The sequence below is a fragment of the Calothrix sp. CCY 0018 genome (assembly GCF_963920925.1).
In the GTDB taxonomy this organism is placed as follows: domain Bacteria; phylum Cyanobacteriota; class Cyanobacteriia; order Cyanobacteriales; family Nostocaceae; genus Rivularia.
Genome location: NZ_CAWUDI010000086.1, coordinates 1 through 13,862 on the forward strand (window position 1 = coordinate 1; position 13,862 = coordinate 13,862).

19 protein-coding genes and 1 pseudogene are annotated in these 13,862 nt (G+C 38.2%); 6 read left to right on the forward strand and 14 right to left on the reverse strand.

Annotated elements, in window-relative coordinates; genetic code table 11:
* Positions 1 to 288: 288 nt before the first annotated feature.
* Positions 289 to 609, reverse strand: coding sequence for a PepSY domain-containing protein (locus ACM03V_RS33740; protein WP_414625181.1), 321 nt, complete (start codon positions 607 to 609; stop codon positions 289 to 291).
* A 46-nt stretch (positions 610 to 655) separates the two neighbouring features.
* Positions 656 to 1,228: a peptidase M15 gene (locus ACM03V_RS33745; RefSeq protein WP_414625182.1), complete on the reverse strand. Its 573-nt coding sequence runs from the start codon at positions 1,226 to 1,228 to the stop codon at positions 656 to 658.
* 220 nt (positions 1,229 to 1,448) lie between these two features.
* On the opposite strand from ACM03V_RS33745, the gene ACM03V_RS33750 reads away from it, so the two are divergent.
* Positions 1,449 to 2,369, forward strand: a complete 921-nt coding sequence (locus ACM03V_RS33750; RefSeq protein ID WP_414625183.1) for a hypothetical protein — start codon at positions 1,449 to 1,451, stop codon at positions 2,367 to 2,369.
* 178 nt (positions 2,370 to 2,547) lie between these two features.
* On the opposite strand, the gene ACM03V_RS33755 is transcribed toward ACM03V_RS33750, so the two are convergent.
* The 9 genes from ACM03V_RS33755 to ACM03V_RS33795 all read right to left on the reverse strand — a co-directional run bounded on the left by ACM03V_RS33755 (position 2,548) and on the right by ACM03V_RS33795 (position 8,265).
* Positions 2,548 to 4,167: a cyclic peptide export ABC transporter gene (locus tag ACM03V_RS33755; protein ID WP_414625184.1), complete on the reverse strand. Its 1,620-nt coding sequence runs from the start codon at positions 4,165 to 4,167 to the stop codon at positions 2,548 to 2,550.
* A complete protein-coding gene (gene moaB / locus ACM03V_RS33760) occupies positions 4,167 to 4,685 on the reverse strand; it encodes a molybdenum cofactor biosynthesis protein B (RefSeq protein ID WP_414625185.1) in 519 nt (172 codons plus the stop codon). Before moaB ends, ACM03V_RS33755 begins: the two co-directional genes overlap by 1 nt.
* 108 nt (positions 4,686 to 4,793) lie before the next feature.
* Entirely contained in the window at positions 4,794 to 5,528 is a 735-nt protein-coding gene (locus tag ACM03V_RS33765; RefSeq protein ID WP_414625198.1) for an alpha-hydroxy acid oxidase, read from the reverse strand.
* A 21-nt stretch (positions 5,529 to 5,549) separates the two neighbouring features.
* On the reverse strand, positions 5,550 to 6,731 hold the full coding sequence (locus tag ACM03V_RS33770) for an IS110 family transposase (RefSeq protein WP_414625199.1): 1,182 nt from the start codon (positions 6,729 to 6,731) through the stop codon (positions 5,550 to 5,552).
* Positions 6,732 to 7,011: 280 nt separating this feature from the next.
* Positions 7,012 to 7,182, reverse strand: a complete 171-nt coding sequence (locus ACM03V_RS33775) for a hypothetical protein (protein WP_414625186.1) — start codon at positions 7,180 to 7,182, stop codon at positions 7,012 to 7,014.
* Entirely contained in the window at positions 7,179 to 7,463 is a 285-nt protein-coding gene (locus ACM03V_RS33780; protein ID WP_414625187.1) for a hypothetical protein, read from the reverse strand. Before ACM03V_RS33780 ends, ACM03V_RS33775 begins: the two co-directional genes overlap by 4 nt.
* Entirely contained in the window at positions 7,447 to 7,671 is a 225-nt protein-coding gene (locus ACM03V_RS33785) for a hypothetical protein (protein WP_414625188.1), read from the reverse strand. The genes ACM03V_RS33780 and ACM03V_RS33785 overlap by 17 nt, the downstream gene beginning before the upstream one ends.
* A gap of 105 nt (positions 7,672 to 7,776) precedes the next feature.
* On the reverse strand, positions 7,777 to 8,010 hold the full coding sequence (locus ACM03V_RS33790) for a hypothetical protein (RefSeq protein ID WP_414625189.1): 234 nt from the start codon (positions 8,008 to 8,010) through the stop codon (positions 7,777 to 7,779).
* A gap of 57 nt (positions 8,011 to 8,067) precedes the next feature.
* On the reverse strand, positions 8,068 to 8,265 hold the full coding sequence (locus ACM03V_RS33795; RefSeq protein ID WP_414625190.1) for a hypothetical protein: 198 nt from the start codon (positions 8,263 to 8,265) through the stop codon (positions 8,068 to 8,070).
* Positions 8,266 to 8,835: 570 nt separating this feature from the next.
* Between ACM03V_RS33795 and ACM03V_RS33800 the strand changes: the two genes are divergently transcribed.
* From ACM03V_RS33800 to ACM03V_RS33810, 3 genes are all read left to right on the forward strand, one after another.
* The gene (locus ACM03V_RS33800; protein WP_414625191.1) at positions 8,836 to 9,168 is read left to right on the forward strand and encodes a hypothetical protein; all 333 of its coding nucleotides are present in this window, start codon (positions 8,836 to 8,838) and stop codon (positions 9,166 to 9,168) included.
* A gap of 121 nt (positions 9,169 to 9,289) precedes the next feature.
* A complete protein-coding gene (locus tag ACM03V_RS33805; RefSeq protein ID WP_414625192.1) occupies positions 9,290 to 10,150 on the forward strand; it encodes a hypothetical protein in 861 nt (286 codons plus the stop codon).
* Between the two features lie 73 nt (positions 10,151 to 10,223).
* Complete coding sequence (locus ACM03V_RS33810; RefSeq protein ID WP_414625193.1) at positions 10,224 to 10,619, forward strand: hypothetical protein; 396 nt, start codon at positions 10,224 to 10,226, stop codon at positions 10,617 to 10,619.
* 143 nt (positions 10,620 to 10,762) lie between these two features.
* On the opposite strand, the gene ACM03V_RS33815 is transcribed toward ACM03V_RS33810, so the two are convergent.
* The 3 genes from ACM03V_RS33815 to ACM03V_RS33825 are packed head-to-tail and all read right to left on the reverse strand — an operon-like array spanning position 10,763 to position 12,047.
* Positions 10,763 to 10,942, reverse strand: a complete 180-nt coding sequence (locus tag ACM03V_RS33815; protein ID WP_414625194.1) for a hypothetical protein — start codon at positions 10,940 to 10,942, stop codon at positions 10,763 to 10,765.
* A complete protein-coding gene (locus ACM03V_RS33820) occupies positions 10,933 to 11,469 on the reverse strand; it encodes an N-acetylmuramoyl-L-alanine amidase (protein ID WP_414625195.1) in 537 nt (178 codons plus the stop codon). Before ACM03V_RS33820 ends, ACM03V_RS33815 begins: the two co-directional genes overlap by 10 nt.
* Positions 11,466 to 12,047, reverse strand: coding sequence for a tyrosine-type recombinase/integrase (locus ACM03V_RS33825; protein WP_414625196.1), 582 nt, complete (start codon positions 12,045 to 12,047; stop codon positions 11,466 to 11,468). Before ACM03V_RS33825 ends, ACM03V_RS33820 begins: the two co-directional genes overlap by 4 nt.
* 228 nt (positions 12,048 to 12,275) lie before the next feature.
* Here ACM03V_RS33825 and ACM03V_RS33830 point away from each other — a divergent pair, with 228 nt between their 5' ends.
* The gene (locus ACM03V_RS33830; protein ID WP_414625197.1) at positions 12,276 to 12,581 is read left to right on the forward strand and encodes a glucose-6-phosphate dehydrogenase; all 306 of its coding nucleotides are present in this window, start codon (positions 12,276 to 12,278) and stop codon (positions 12,579 to 12,581) included.
* Positions 12,581 to 13,862 (forward strand): annotated as a pseudogene (locus tag ACM03V_RS33835) (hypothetical protein); the annotation flags it as partial. The gene ACM03V_RS33830 and the pseudogene ACM03V_RS33835, both read left to right, overlap by 1 nt.

The following is a 13,862-nucleotide window of genomic DNA, read 5'->3' on the forward strand; positions in this document are numbered from 1 at the left end:
AGTGTTGCAGCGATTTCTTGCTCATAATTTAGCATACTATGTAATGAAGAGCCAACAATATTGAGTTTAAAGATGCATTGTAGTCATTTATCAAAATTTCTAAAGCATCATTTGTGATTAAATCACCGTCTGGAAAGTCGTACTTTTTTTCTTCTTCAAGCACTGGTAGAATGTATAATTGCTGTTCTTCAGGTAATGCAAAAAATGTTATGATAACTACTTTAGAAGCTAATATATCGTTTACTTATTTGCTTAATCTTAACATAATATTAATTTTTGATTTTATTCTTAATTACTATCAGATATTTCAACCTCACCAGATTTATTCGATTTCCAAGCTTTTTTAAAGTTTTGAAATAACATTGCTCCACCCGTAATTAACATCCATAGTAAACCCAAGCCGTTGAGTAATACATAAACTGGTTCTAAGGTTTTTCCTAAATATTCACCTTCATGTAAAACCATCAAAAAATGAACTTGATTCCGAGATAGTCCGAACCAATCTTTAGAAATCCGATAAATAACTCCTGTAGACACCGTGATTAATAATGGGAGTATGACAATTGGAGCAATGGTGAGATGTAATTTTCTTAATAGCTGCTTCTTCATGATTTTATTTAACTGATAATAAGCTTTAATTTTCTGCTCTAAAATATTAATTCACTATCAACTCCTCAATAAATTTTCGATAAAACTGTTCGTGAGAACCCTCGAAATTATCCATCCCTTGTTTTGTTAAATACCCTGCTTTACCAGTGTGGGGATTTTTCACGTAGCTATAAATCCATTTTGAACGTTTGGGATTTTCGCTCCAGGTAATATTAAACGTCGCATATTTCGGGAAAAACACCATCTCTGCGTAAGCGTCTATATTATCGTGAATCCACCATGCCAATGCCGTCCAATCTTCAGTTTTTGTGTAGTAAGGTAAAAATGAATTGACAATAATACAGGCTGTTGCTCCCGTATACCCATCTTTATCTTTTACATCCCAGATGTGTTTGGCATAATTTGATTCATTGCTCGCACAGTTGTATTGATTTTTATTTTCTGCTCCTTTTGCGTTAACCGCTTGCGAACGGTATGCTGAACGAATGCTGATTCTACCGAGAGCGTCTTGAATTGGCTCAAGTAGGTTTTTGCAGAGATTGGTACCGGATTTTACAGCTAAATCAACATCGTCGGGAATATTCGGTATAGCTTCGATTTGAGAAATTTCCGAATACAAAAATTATCGCATGAAAAAATTTTTAGATAGTTGGATTCTTCCTAATTCTTCCAAAGCTTTAACAGTTTGCGGTTTTCTCATAATTAAAATAATTGCATTTTATAAAGTTTTTACCATTAAGGCTTATTTTATCCGTAATTTAACGATTCCTTTTGTATTCTAAAATGACTAGCTGATAATAGTTAATTTTTCCGACATCATATACATAAAACATAAAATCATGACAAAAATTAGCGAGAAGTCACATTCAAAATTTGGAAGAAAGTTAATTTTACAAGTCACTCCACTTGTCGCTACCTCGCTGTTAGCAAGTTCACCTAGTTTAGCTGCAACTTTTGCTGGTTCCTTTGGGGAGTTAACTTTTACAAATTTTAATCGGGAAAACACAGCATTTGAAGCGATTAATGATGCTAATGCTTCAGCTGAATCTAAATCCGATGATAGCGTAGCAGATTTTAATAACTTTTCTAGAACTAATGCTGAACCAACTCCTTTAGATATATCTAATGTTGCAGATAGTTTAGTATTTGGTGAGGGTTCAAGTTACGTTGCTTTTGCGGAAACCATGCCCAGATTTTTTGCCAATTTTGATTTAAGTCGCAACGATACTTTATCATTTGACTTTACAACTATTCTTGATTTGGAGGCTTCTGTAGATAAACCAGGAGTTGAAACTGCGAGTGCTGCTGCGGATATTGCTTTTTATCTTTTAGATACAACTGGTATTTCTCCAGAAAATCGGTTTGATTTTCTCAACACAACACAATTAGATCCCTCGCAGATTAGCCAAAATAACATATTAGAATTTTTTACCCTGGCAGCAAATATTGATGCTTTAGGTAAAGTTGATTTTTTTAATAATACCAAGAGTCCAAATATTAATCTTACCAGTGATTTGAGTTATTCTAATATCGAAGTTAACGATTTGGGTAGAAGTCGAGCAATTAGCACTTCTCTTTTTGAGGGTTCTGTAGAAAGGTATTTTGAACGAGATATAAATGTAACTTTGTTAGCTTTTAAAAATACAAAATCTAATGTTAAAGTTCCCGAATCTGAAACTAGTCTATGGTCGCTTTTATTTGCGGGATTGATGACTTTAGCTACTAAAATAATAAATCAGGCTAAGAAAAAGCCTTCTTAATAAATGTTGGGTTACGGCATATTATCATTGGTTCTTTACTATTCAAATTTTTTCGAGCCTTCACCCAATCTACAACCTAACCCCCTAACCCCCTTCCCTATGAGGGAAGTGGGAAAATTAAGCCTCTTTCCTCGCAGGAGAGAGGTTTGGAGAGAGGTTCTATCTAATGTCCAATCCCCTATGCCTCATCCCCAACCACACGCCCATAATCTAATTTAATCAATCGATCGCACTGATCAAAATAGCGCTCATCATGACTTATCGCAATCACAGTTTTACCGCGCTGTTTTAATTCTGGCAGCAGTTTATTATAAAATATTTCTTTAAATACGGGGTCTTGATCGGAAGCCCATTCATCAAATACGTAAATCGGACGATTTTCTAAATAAGCTGTCAGTAAAGCCAAACGTTTACGCTGCCCCTGAGATAAATTTATGGTTGATAAAATACCATCTTTTACGGTTACTTTTCTTTCTAATTCTAGTTTCGTTAAATAATCTTGTATTTCTGTTTCGCGGTTTTCTTCTATTCCCAGCAAACGCTCAAATAAATAGAAATCATAAAACACAACTGAAAATTGCTGACGATACCATTCGCGGTTATCATCTGTGACGGGAAGATTATTAAATAAAATCTTACCGCGATCGGGAACGTATAAACCAGTAATTAACTTAGCTAAAGTTGATTTACCGCTACCGTTACCACCGACAATAAAGACTAATTCTCCTGGCTCAAATTTAAGATTAATATTATCTAAAGTAAACTGATGTTCTTCGCTATCTCCACCATAAGCATGATTTACATTAACTAATTCTAAACTTGTCCAGTTAGATTCAAAATCCGAACCAGTAGGAAAGTTCGGTTCGGTAACTTTTTCCGAAAGAGATATTCCTAAAGACTCTATTTTATTTAAAGCGATATTTGCTTGGGCAATCTGGGGTAAAGAATTTACTACCTCAGCTATGGGGTTAATCAAATATAAAATAGCTAGTGCATAGCTGGATATAGTCGCCGCAGAAACCGTATTGAATTGAGGGAAAACAAATAATATTAATCCTATGGGGACAAAAAATAATACTGTTCCCAAAGAGCCAGCAAAAGCAAAAGCTGTTATACTGCTGATGCGATATTGCTTATATTTACTAGCAGTTGTTTGTAAATCCTCTTTAATAAAAGCAATTCTTCTTTGACGGTGCAATTTTAATTCTTTTGCTCCTTCTGTAACCGTGCGAATATGTCCAAATAAAATATCCTGAACTTGACGAGCGTTTTCTAAATCTTTAATCCCTGGTTTTTGTAGAGATGTGTAGAGATAAAAACCTGCTAGAATACAGCCGAATACGATAGAAAATAGTAGCGGAGAGAGCCAGAATAGATAAAGAAAAATTCCCAAGGCGATCGCAATATTGACTATCACGATCGATAGCTGAACTGAAGCCGAAGAAATAGCAGCGATATCATCTGTCAAAGTTGCTAATAGCTTTGGTGTACCTAAAGTTTCCAAATGCTGCAAAGGACAATTTAAGATACGTTGAGTCATTTCAAAGCGTAAATCGTAAATAACTCCTTGAGCCAAACGATTTATCAGTACCCAACTTATAAACTGAAAAATCCATAAGCTAAGGCAGAGACAAACGAACAGCGCAATTAACCAAATTGGTGGGTTTTGCAAATTGGCGATTGCATAATTGATAACGGCGATAATACCCGCACCACTAGCACCGCTAAGCAAACTAAATATTGCTGCTAAAAAGAAGTTTTTGCTTGAGTTTTTGAGCAGAAGACGGATTATTTTCATTAAATTTCCCTTAATCTCGGAATCAATTGAGCTAAATTACAAGGACGATTGCGAGAATCAAGCTGTTCTTTAATAATCTCCCATCCGGTTTGACAAGCACCAGAAGAACCCGGTAAACAAAAGATATAGGTACCGTTTGCAACACCAGCCAAACAGCGGGATTGAATTGTAGAAGTTTTAATTTCTTGATAGGAAATCATTCTAAATATCTCACCAAAGCCTTCAATTTCTTTATCTAATAAAGGTTTAATTGCTTCTGGTGTGCCGTCACGCCCTGTAACTCCCGTACCGCCAGTTGTTAAAATTACTTGAACAAATTCATCAGCAATCCAGCGAGATACGGCTGCACGAATTTGATAAATGTCATCAGGAATGATTACTTTTTCTGCTAATTTATGATCTGAATAAGTTAAGTTATCAACTAATATTTTGCCCGATTTATCATCAGCTTCCGTGCGGGTGTCGGAAACAGTCATCACAGCTATTTTTAAAGGAATTAAAGATTCGTTGTTATTCATTTATAAAATGTTGGGTTACTACTTTAAATGTAAAACCTCACCCTCAATCCCTCTCCTTACTAAGGAGAGGGAAGCCAGAGGCAGGGTGAGGTTTTCTGTTTCTTACAATCATCTAAATTTTATATTCTTTCTTGAAAGTTGGGAAAGTTTAGTTATCCCCATCAGTTTCATATCTCTTTCTATTTCGTTTTTCATATTATAAATAGCTTTTTCAACTCCCAATTGCCCTCCAGCAGCTAATGCATACAAATACCATCTTCCACCAGAGCAAGCTTTTGCACCAACTGAAAGCGCTTTGAGAACATGGGTTCCTCTTCTGATGCCACCATCGCAAATTACATCAATTTTATCTCCTACAGTATCTACTATTTCTGCTAACTGCTCGAAAGGAGAAATACAACCGTCTAATTGTCTGCCGCCGTGATTGGAAACCATTATGGCATCGGCTCCGATATCAACTGCTCTTTTGGCATCTTCAACGCTCATCACACCTTTGAGACAAAACTTTTTACCCCATTTATTTCTAATCTCTTCGGCATCTTTCCAATCCATTGATTGATCCAGCATAGTGCTTAAATAATCACCTACCGATACTGCTACATTGCTTCCTTTATTAATATGCTGTTCTAATTGTGGTAAGCTGAATGGTTGGCGTAAAAGATAATTTAACGACCAATTTGGATGTAGAGCAAAGCTAATTAAACTCTTCGGTGTGAGTTTTGGAGGTGTAGTAAATCCCGTCCATAAATCTCTTTCTCTGTTTCCTCCAGTAATTGTATCAACGGTTAAGGCGATCGCCTCAAAGTTTGCTTCTCTACACATTTCTATCATCGCATTATTCAGACCTTTATCTTCACTCTAGTATTAATTGTATTGGCGAATTTCTAAAACTAGTTGATTAAACAGCATTTTACACGCTCTGACCGATATACGCGAACGCACAAGCCTAGCAGGTCTACCACCTGCTTTTTCTTTATCTAAAATTGCCCCTAGCTTTTGAGTAATTTCATTTGTTCTATATTTTGTTGGTTCAACGTGTGTAAAAACCCATAGCCATATAGCTCTACGACACAACGCGCTACCGACAACCTTCTTTTTTTTCTTATCACCACTAGATTCTTCAGTAGGTGCGAGTCCTAATACTTTTTGAAATCTACGCTCTGACAATCTACGTTTTGATTGCTTTTTAGGATTATTTTTTGATCTGTGAAATTCGACTATTGGGGTTCCATCTTCATTTAAAAAGTTGCTTAAAGGGTATATTTGGCTGAGGATTAAAGCTTGTGTCCGGATTCCAAAACCGAAAATATTAAATGCTTTAATATAAGCAAGATATTTTGAACTATCCAAAATTTCTTTTATATTGTTTTCGATTTCGTATTCCTCACGCTGGAGGTCACATATTCGTTGGGCGTGCCTTTTTACTGTATTAGTAAGTCCCAAGCCAACAGAATTAAGATATTTAATATCGTATTTTTTACTCGTCCTTTCGCCAGCTAACCACCCCCAAAGAAGCGGAACATCACCCGATCGACTACGAGCAGATCGAGATAATGCAACTTCTGGGAACTGCCATGCTAAATCCTGCCTAAGCCTATTAATGATGGGACTTTGCACGCGATTTAAGTGATGCAATCTTAGTATCAGTTCTCTCAACTTTGAAGTGGTTGCATCACGTATTTTTAAATATCTGTTAGTAGATGTGTAGTCAAAAGCGTAACAAGCCAAGGCCAAAGCATCAGCGTTATCATCTTTGTCAGGTAATCTTAAATGGGATTCTCGATATTTTCTTAATTCGCTATGCCCAACAAACTTTATTGTTACGCCATTTTCGCTTAAAATACTTACCCACAATTTACTGTAATTAGTGCCTGTAGGCTCAATTAGCGCTACGTCAGACTTTAGCTCTAAAATACTTTTAATTCCCGAAGCATCAGCATTAAAAGTTTTAAAATCATATTTGTAATAAAATTGTCTTGGTTCCGATGGCTTTTGTTCAAGTAGACATACAGAAACGGAGCGTTTAGAAACATCCACTCCTAACACCCTAGTCAATCTATTCTCCTTTTTTTGTTGTTTGTAGTGATACTACGAATCACCCAAAAGCCGTTAAGCTTATTTCACTCTTAAGGTAAAAAGATTGTGCAGCAACACAACCTTTTTTAGCGGTAGCCGAGCTTACGAAGATAAAAAAGCTAAGCTTAATTTATGACTAAAGCCCTGAACTACCTACGGAACCTAATCCGCGACGCGGGACAATCCCGCGTTTCGTCTTTACGACTCGTCAGGCGGGTTAACGATCAAAACCACGTTTTTTTGATCGTTGTCAGTTAACGTTTTCCTTTTGATATTGATTCCAGTGTTCTTGTAAAATTTCTTTTAAAGTAAATAAAAAGTTAGTTAAGCCAATCTTTTCGTCTACTTGATTTAATTCCTTTAATGTTTCATAGGTTGTGTCTTCGTCCCAATGAAACCAAAAACCAATTTTTTTATTCATTTTAGAAACCTCCTTGGATTATTTAAAAAACTATCTAGCTTTCCTTCAGCAACATCCTTGACCGTAGCTATTATTATTTCAGGTTCGTTACTTACTACTTCTACACGTCCTGTGATGCCTCGCTCTCTAAGTATTTCTTGAACGTCATCACTATTCATAGCGCGGTTAAAATCTTCATAATCTCGCTTGTAGCAAGGGACAATAAAAACTTTTACGCATGAATCAGCGTGTACTAAGTGGCTTAAGATGTACTGCTTTGCTTGCTCAATTGGTGTTTTCATTTAATAAATCATCCTTTAGTTCTAAAACGCCTGAATCCCCTTGATGTTTAATCAACTTTTCAATAACAATCTCTAGCTGTTGTTCAGTTAGTTCGTGTGCATGACGATTAGCATGATATGCAAGCTGACGGGTAATTTCTTGCATATCGCATCCACTGCATATTGAATAACTTTTGAGTGCTAATCCTAAACAATGACTTGTTGACACTAGCGCTCGTTTGTGAACAAGTACATAGTCAGATTCATTGTTAGAAACTTTGTAAGATAACGGTTTATTCATTATTTGTTACATCGAAAAAATGTTCTTCAAGTATTACTCCTCAGTCAACGCACTAATCAAACGACTACAATTAGCTACCTTCATTGAAGCTTCTACAAGCATGGGAAAAATATTTTCATTGAATTGCTTATCCAAGTTTTCTTTCTCTCCCATTTGTCTTTCTATCTCAACTTGTAATTCTATTGCCTCATGTAGCAGTTCCCACGCTTGTGCATAATCCCACTCCGGATCGGGTTGAGCAATACTTGAATCAATTTCGTCTTTCATGTTTGTAAGTTATATTTGGTCAAAAGTCGGATAGATGCACTCCAATGATTTACCTACCTAGTCCGTTTGGTCATGGGCGGACGCGGGTAGATCAAACACGATTTCCATCCGAGATGGAGACGATATACGATGCAATCGAAGATGCTCTTCGGCATCTCCACGCTTACGAAAGCGTCCGATGCAAACTGGATGTCCCGAAGGAAGCCATCGGAAAATTGCCCACGGCGATAATGCAGTACGGTGACTGTTTGTCATTTTTGCTAAATTGATTAATTCATGGTTAAGGACGCGCTAGCTAGTAGATGGCTAGCGTTTTTATTACGTTTATCTGTTGGCTAGTAGAGGTTGTTTCGTTAGGCGTTTTCTTCAAAATTTTTCGGTAAGTGGCGATCGCGATTATTGAAGGCTTTTTATAAATTCGTGGAAACAATTCAGCGGGAATTCAAGCTGAACGTATTTTCGGTAATTGTTGTCCTCGTAGTGGATGTACTTTTTTTCTACTTTGACTCTGTAATTATTTAACCCCTCGTATTCACACATCTCTGGACTAAGACCCTCTAGAAATTCTGTAAAAGCATCAATGCTTTTACGGCTACCAGTCAAACGTATTTCTAAATTCGCCATACACTCCCATAACTAACGGTTTACTCGCAACTTCCCTAGCTAGCTTTCTTTTCCTTGTGGGTGGCAGGCTGCTATTTCTGCCGCTTTGGGAAGATGGACTTTTCTCTACCTGATTATCTTATATAAGATAGCGGTTTATGTCTAGTATCTTATATAATAAATTCTATATAAAATCCTGTTATCTTATATAGGAAGACAATAATGGTTGCCAATAATGCCGAAGTCGAAGCATCGAGAATACGGGGAGATAAAATCGCAAGTGAATATGGGATTGACTCCGACCGGACTAGAGGGTCTGGACAACTTGGCTCAAAAGCTAGAGGTGAGTCGATCGCAGCTGGTCGAAATGATTGGTCGTGGCGAGATTTCATTAACTCATATGGACAAGCGAATATTGGGGGAATCCTTAATCGGCTGATTCAAAATACAAAACAACAAATAAAAGAATCTGAAGAAAGAACAGCCGATTTAAAACAACAGTTAGCAGGACTTCAGCAAATATCCAGCGAGTTTTTTCAAGATGACTCAGAATAAACCGTTCTATGAATTCATGGAGCGGTTTTAATTTGCAAAAAAATAACCAAAAAGTTGCGTGTGTGATTAATAACGTACAGCAACTAGATGGTTTAAATACTTTAATTTATTACTAACTATCATGACACAAAACAGAAATAAATCAATCACCCACTGGACGTACAAACACGACGAATACTGTTTGGAGAACGAAGTATTCACGGCGGCGAAATTACTCTGGCAATGGCTATTAAAGAAAGGGCTTATAGGTGAATGCGAGCCGAACCTCAAACACTTTAATAAGTGGGTAGGTAAATTTAGGGCTAGAGGTGAATATTGCAGAAATCAACTAAAGAGTGCTTTTAAGAAACTCATAGACTGTAGAGCCATCAACGTTGTCAAGAAGTATACATGGTTTGAAGCAAAGATTGTTACCAGACCCATTGAGTATTTAAAGCCGAAAAAAAACTTACGCAAGCGTACACTTTCTGACACTTTAGTGACCTCAAACGGTATGTTTGTCGATGCCGTGTCTTATCAGCAGCAGCATAAGAGAATGGTAGAGAATCAACTACTTTTTGCTGAGTACGGTATTCATTTCAACGAAGACGATATATGTGCTTTGGATCACCCTAGAAACGAAATATTACTAGCAATTGTCTGTTATCAAATCAAAGACAGTAGGGTTAATGATTCTATGGGAGAAATCCGTTATTACAGAGCGGGTAAAATTCCTAATCCTGAAGGATGGATAAAAGTATGTCTTCAAAAGCGTTACTGGGATGAACCAACCAACTACGCACAAATATTTAGGAAGTACACTGGTACAGCATTTTGGGATGAATTATTCCCAGATGGTACTAAGTTTGATGAAGAAGATATATTTTACGATCCGGCTTTTTCCCGTAAATATCACCGGAAACCAAAAAAGGACTACTGCGATAAAGGCGAAATAAAAGATATCTACTCGCATTGGGCGCATTGTGGCAAAGACCCTACATAAAAATTCTCCAGTGCGATCGATTTCGCAACAAATCACTTTATCCAGTACCTTCAAAAATTTTTAAAAACCAAATATGCAGATTGAACTGTTTAACACTGGCCTATATATAAAAGGTCAGATCAAACACGAGCGGATATATGATTCAGCATGGGATTTGTTACCTGATGCACAATCTACGTGTAAAATTGTTGGGGAGCAAGTTAATAAAGATACTAAAAAAACTGCTCCCCAACACGAGAGGGAATCTACCCATTGGGTGGAAAAGTACTGGGTAGAAAGGGGTTGTACTAAATATTGGTATTTCAGGTATATGTGGATGGAGGGGAGGAAGATTAAACGTAAATACCTTGGTAGTGTAACTTCTACCAAGGCGAGATATAAAAAAGTGATTGTAGAAGAAGCTATTTTAGATGGTTTATCCCCAAGTGAAATTGTTGATTTAATTGAGAATAGAGTTTATAAGGTTTAAGCGTAGAATTAGAAGCTTCTTTCGCGATCGCGACTTTTGAAACCATTGATAAATCGTAGTTTTTATGTGCATTCTTGCTTTAAAGCAAAACTTTAATTAATAGTTATGTGCAATAAGCCGATATGTAGTTTTGTTTATGACTATTACAAACCTTCTGCTTCTTCAAAACTAATAACTCCTAACTCCCTGGCTTCCTCCCATGCCCTGGCTGCAATTTCTTCTAGTTTTAAAGCTAAGCGTGTTGGATGAATAATTTGTTCATTGATGATTAAATTATTGAGTTCGACTAATTCATGAATCAAGTCTAATGAAATTAATGACATGGACAATCATCCTTAACTGGTAATTTACCAACCAACCCAACAGTAATTGCATTAGCCATCGCTTGAGCATTGAATAGTTTTATATCCCTCGAACTATCGCAGAAGCATCCTTCAATTAGAATTGCAGGCATTGCGGTATTCTTAAGGACGTAAAATCTACCACTTTTTACACCTCGATCGGCAAAACCTAATTTACAAATTTCTCTTTGCACTGGGATTCCAATTTTTCTTCCGTTTGCGCTTAGTGCATAAGTTTCGGTTCCATGAGCTTTCCCGTTAAAAGCGTTAAAATGCAAGCTCACAAAAATGTCGGCTGCATTTTGATTCGCGGTATTGCACCGTTGCCATAGCGAGTTCATTACACTCGTTACTTTTGCAGGACGGCACAAAATTACTTGATGCCCTAGTTCTTTAAGATCGGCAATTACAATTTGACCGACTTCATTAATCAAATCCTCCTCACTTCTAATTCCTACGGCACCACCATCTGGTTTGCAGCCGTGCCCTAAGTCGAATGCAATTTTCATAATGCTTCTATTGCTCCTTTGATGCGGTCAGCAGAAATATCAACGTAGCGTTCTAGACTTTTTAAATCTTTGTGGCCAGTAATTTTTTTAATGGTGTACAAGTCAACACCATTGCAATGAAGCTTGGTTATAAAACTTCGACGAGTTGAATGAGTTGATATTCCTTTGGCATCCAAGCCCGCACGTTCTACAGATGCACGTAAAATTTTGTCAGCCGAACGTAGGTTTATGTGATTGTTCTGTTCGCGGTTTGGGAATAGGTACTCACAATCATGATCTGGTTTGTATGCTTGCAAAGCTTCAACAAGAACTGAATGTGCTATCACCTGCCTAGTTTGACGTTTTCCATCTGGAGACGCTTTGCGAGTATGTGATTTAAAAGTTATATAACTACGCGGCGTTCCGTCTTGGTTGTAAACATCACTAACTCGTAACTGAACTAAAGCGCCCCATCTTTCACCTGTGAACCAAGCTAAATCTAAAAGCAATTTATATTTTTTTGATCTAATATTCTTCCGAATTTTAGAATAGTCAGAATCACTTAGAATTGCTGCTTGACCGTAACGGTTGTTTTTCACAATTAACAATTTCTCTTGTTTTTAAAAAGGGTTCTGGAATACCTGCGTCAAGTGGTTATTCCAGAACTCTTGGTTTTTAGAATATCAGTTTAGCCATAATCAAATGTATTAACAGTAAGGGATACAAGACATCAGTGATAGTACCGGAAATATGTATTTCCGGTCTATTTACTAATTTTTGAAACGCGAATAAAAAGGAAAAGCCCTTATCGTTTTAGTTTTGATTTTATGACTGCTTTTACTCCCTCTGATATTCCAGTAAGTATTAATACTTTAGAAAAATTAAGTGTATGGGTCGGTCTGGGATTATCCAAAATCAACCCAACACAAACAGCAGTTGAAGGTAGCGGGCCAGCTGTAAAAGTTGCAGAGTTTGGAATTTTCAATGTGCCTCAAAATAACACCACTCGTGTAATTCTCAGACAAAGCGTAGAGATTGAGGATGACTTTACCTACGACGGCGGTAAATTATGGGATCAAGCAAAAGAATTTTCTGTGAATGGTTTACCTACAGGATTTACTAATCCAGCATAGTGGTACTATCTTTACCTACTTCTACTCTCCCCCGTACCGTTGTCCAGAGCGGCGCGAACAATATCGTGCCGTTCAATCGTCCGAGGGAACCTAGTAGTATTTCAACAGTAAAACCTTCAGATTTACCCGAACTTGCTCAACACTTAGGCGATGATGTCTATCAATTAGTACGGCCTGCGAATCCCCTTAAGCAACTTGTAGTAACAGCTGGAGGGGGGGGATTTGTTGCGGGGAATATTCTTCCTTTCCTAGATCCTTTAAAGCCAGTTGTTCCGTTAGCTCCAGCAATTCCTCAAAAGCAATTCCCGTTAGAAATCCCGTTCGGCAAACCTGGAATAACTTACACAGTCGTAACCAAGCACTTTGATACTGTTGGCGATCCGTTTAACGAAGTCTATGGGAGACCTTTTTACGATACGTATGTTGATTACAAAGTAACTGAAAATGTACCAGGGCCCATATGGGGTTCGCAAATAATCGGCCCGGAGAATTGGAAACCTTTTGAACGCCACGATAAAGGTTCCCAAGCAGTGGTTTTGATTGTTGGTGAAAATAAAGAAATATTCAGCTTAGGATTCTCTATTCAAGGGATTTACCAAACCCTTTGGGGGCTTGAAATAACCTCAATCTCTCCGACCATTGCACCTGAAAAAGAATCCCCTACCTCCCCTCCAGATTTAGAACCCGATAAACCACCCCCTTTAAAAACTCCAGATTCACCTCCCCGTCCAACGCCGCAACCGGACAAGGATGGGGGTAATAATATACGCCCTTTCCGACGTACTCCATCGCCGCAATCTCCACCTGCTCCAGCGCCGCAGCCTCCACCTGCACCAGCGCCGCAACCTCCACCTGCACCTAAATCTCCACCACCAACGCCGCAACGTCCACCTGCACCAGCGCCGCAGCCTCCACCTGCACCAGCGCCAAAACCTCCACCTGCACCAGCGCCGGAACCTCTACCAGATCCAGCGCCGGAACCTCCACCAGATCCAGCGCCGGAACCTCCACCAGATCCAGCGCCGGAACCTCCACCTGCACCAACGCCGGAACCTCCACCTGCACCAACGCCGGAACCTCCACCGTTACCATCGCCATCTCCAAAGCCATTTCCAGCCCCAAAGCCATTTCCATCTCCAAAGCCATTTCCAGCGCCAAAGCCATTTCCATCTCCAAAGCCATTTCCATCTCCAAAGCCATTTCCAGCCCCAAAGCCATCTCCAGCCCCAAAGCCATCTCCAGATCCAAAGCCATCTCCAGATCCAAAGCCATCTCCAGATC

Excerpts from the sequence above, each read along its gene's own strand:
- ACM03V_RS33775 (WP_414625186.1), bottom strand. The coding sequence starts at position 7,182 with ATGAATAAAAAAATTGGTTTTTGGTTTCATTGGGACGAAGACACAACC.
- ACM03V_RS33830 (WP_414625197.1), top strand. The coding sequence starts at position 12,276 with ATGACTGCTTTTACTCCCTCTGATATTCCAGTAAGTATTAATACTTTA.
- moaB (WP_414625185.1), bottom strand. The coding sequence starts at position 4,685 with ATGAATAACAACGAATCTTTAATTCCTTTAAAAATAGCTGTGATGACT.
- ACM03V_RS33780 (WP_414625187.1), bottom strand. The coding sequence starts at position 7,463 with ATGAAAACACCAATTGAGCAAGCAAAGCAGTACATCTTAAGCCACTTA.
- ACM03V_RS33790 (WP_414625189.1), bottom strand. The coding sequence starts at position 8,010 with ATGAAAGACGAAATTGATTCAAGTATTGCTCAACCCGATCCGGAGTGG.
- ACM03V_RS33740 (WP_414625181.1), bottom strand. The coding sequence starts at position 609 with ATGAAGAAGCAGCTATTAAGAAAATTACATCTCACCATTGCTCCAATT.
- ACM03V_RS33820 (WP_414625195.1), bottom strand. The coding sequence starts at position 11,469 with ATGAAAATTGCATTCGACTTAGGGCACGGCTGCAAACCAGATGGTGGT.
- ACM03V_RS33805 (WP_414625192.1), top strand. The coding sequence starts at position 9,290 with ATGACACAAAACAGAAATAAATCAATCACCCACTGGACGTACAAACAC.
- ACM03V_RS33810 (WP_414625193.1), top strand. The coding sequence starts at position 10,224 with ATGCAGATTGAACTGTTTAACACTGGCCTATATATAAAAGGTCAGATC.
- ACM03V_RS33795 (WP_414625190.1), bottom strand. The coding sequence starts at position 8,265 with ATGACAAACAGTCACCGTACTGCATTATCGCCGTGGGCAATTTTCCGA.
- ACM03V_RS33750 (WP_414625183.1), top strand. The coding sequence starts at position 1,449 with ATGACAAAAATTAGCGAGAAGTCACATTCAAAATTTGGAAGAAAGTTA.
- ACM03V_RS33800 (WP_414625191.1), top strand. The coding sequence starts at position 8,836 with ATGGTTGCCAATAATGCCGAAGTCGAAGCATCGAGAATACGGGGAGAT.
- ACM03V_RS33815 (WP_414625194.1), bottom strand. The coding sequence starts at position 10,942 with ATGTCATTAATTTCATTAGACTTGATTCATGAATTAGTCGAACTCAAT.
- ACM03V_RS33755 (WP_414625184.1), bottom strand. The coding sequence starts at position 4,167 with ATGAAAATAATCCGTCTTCTGCTCAAAAACTCAAGCAAAAACTTCTTT.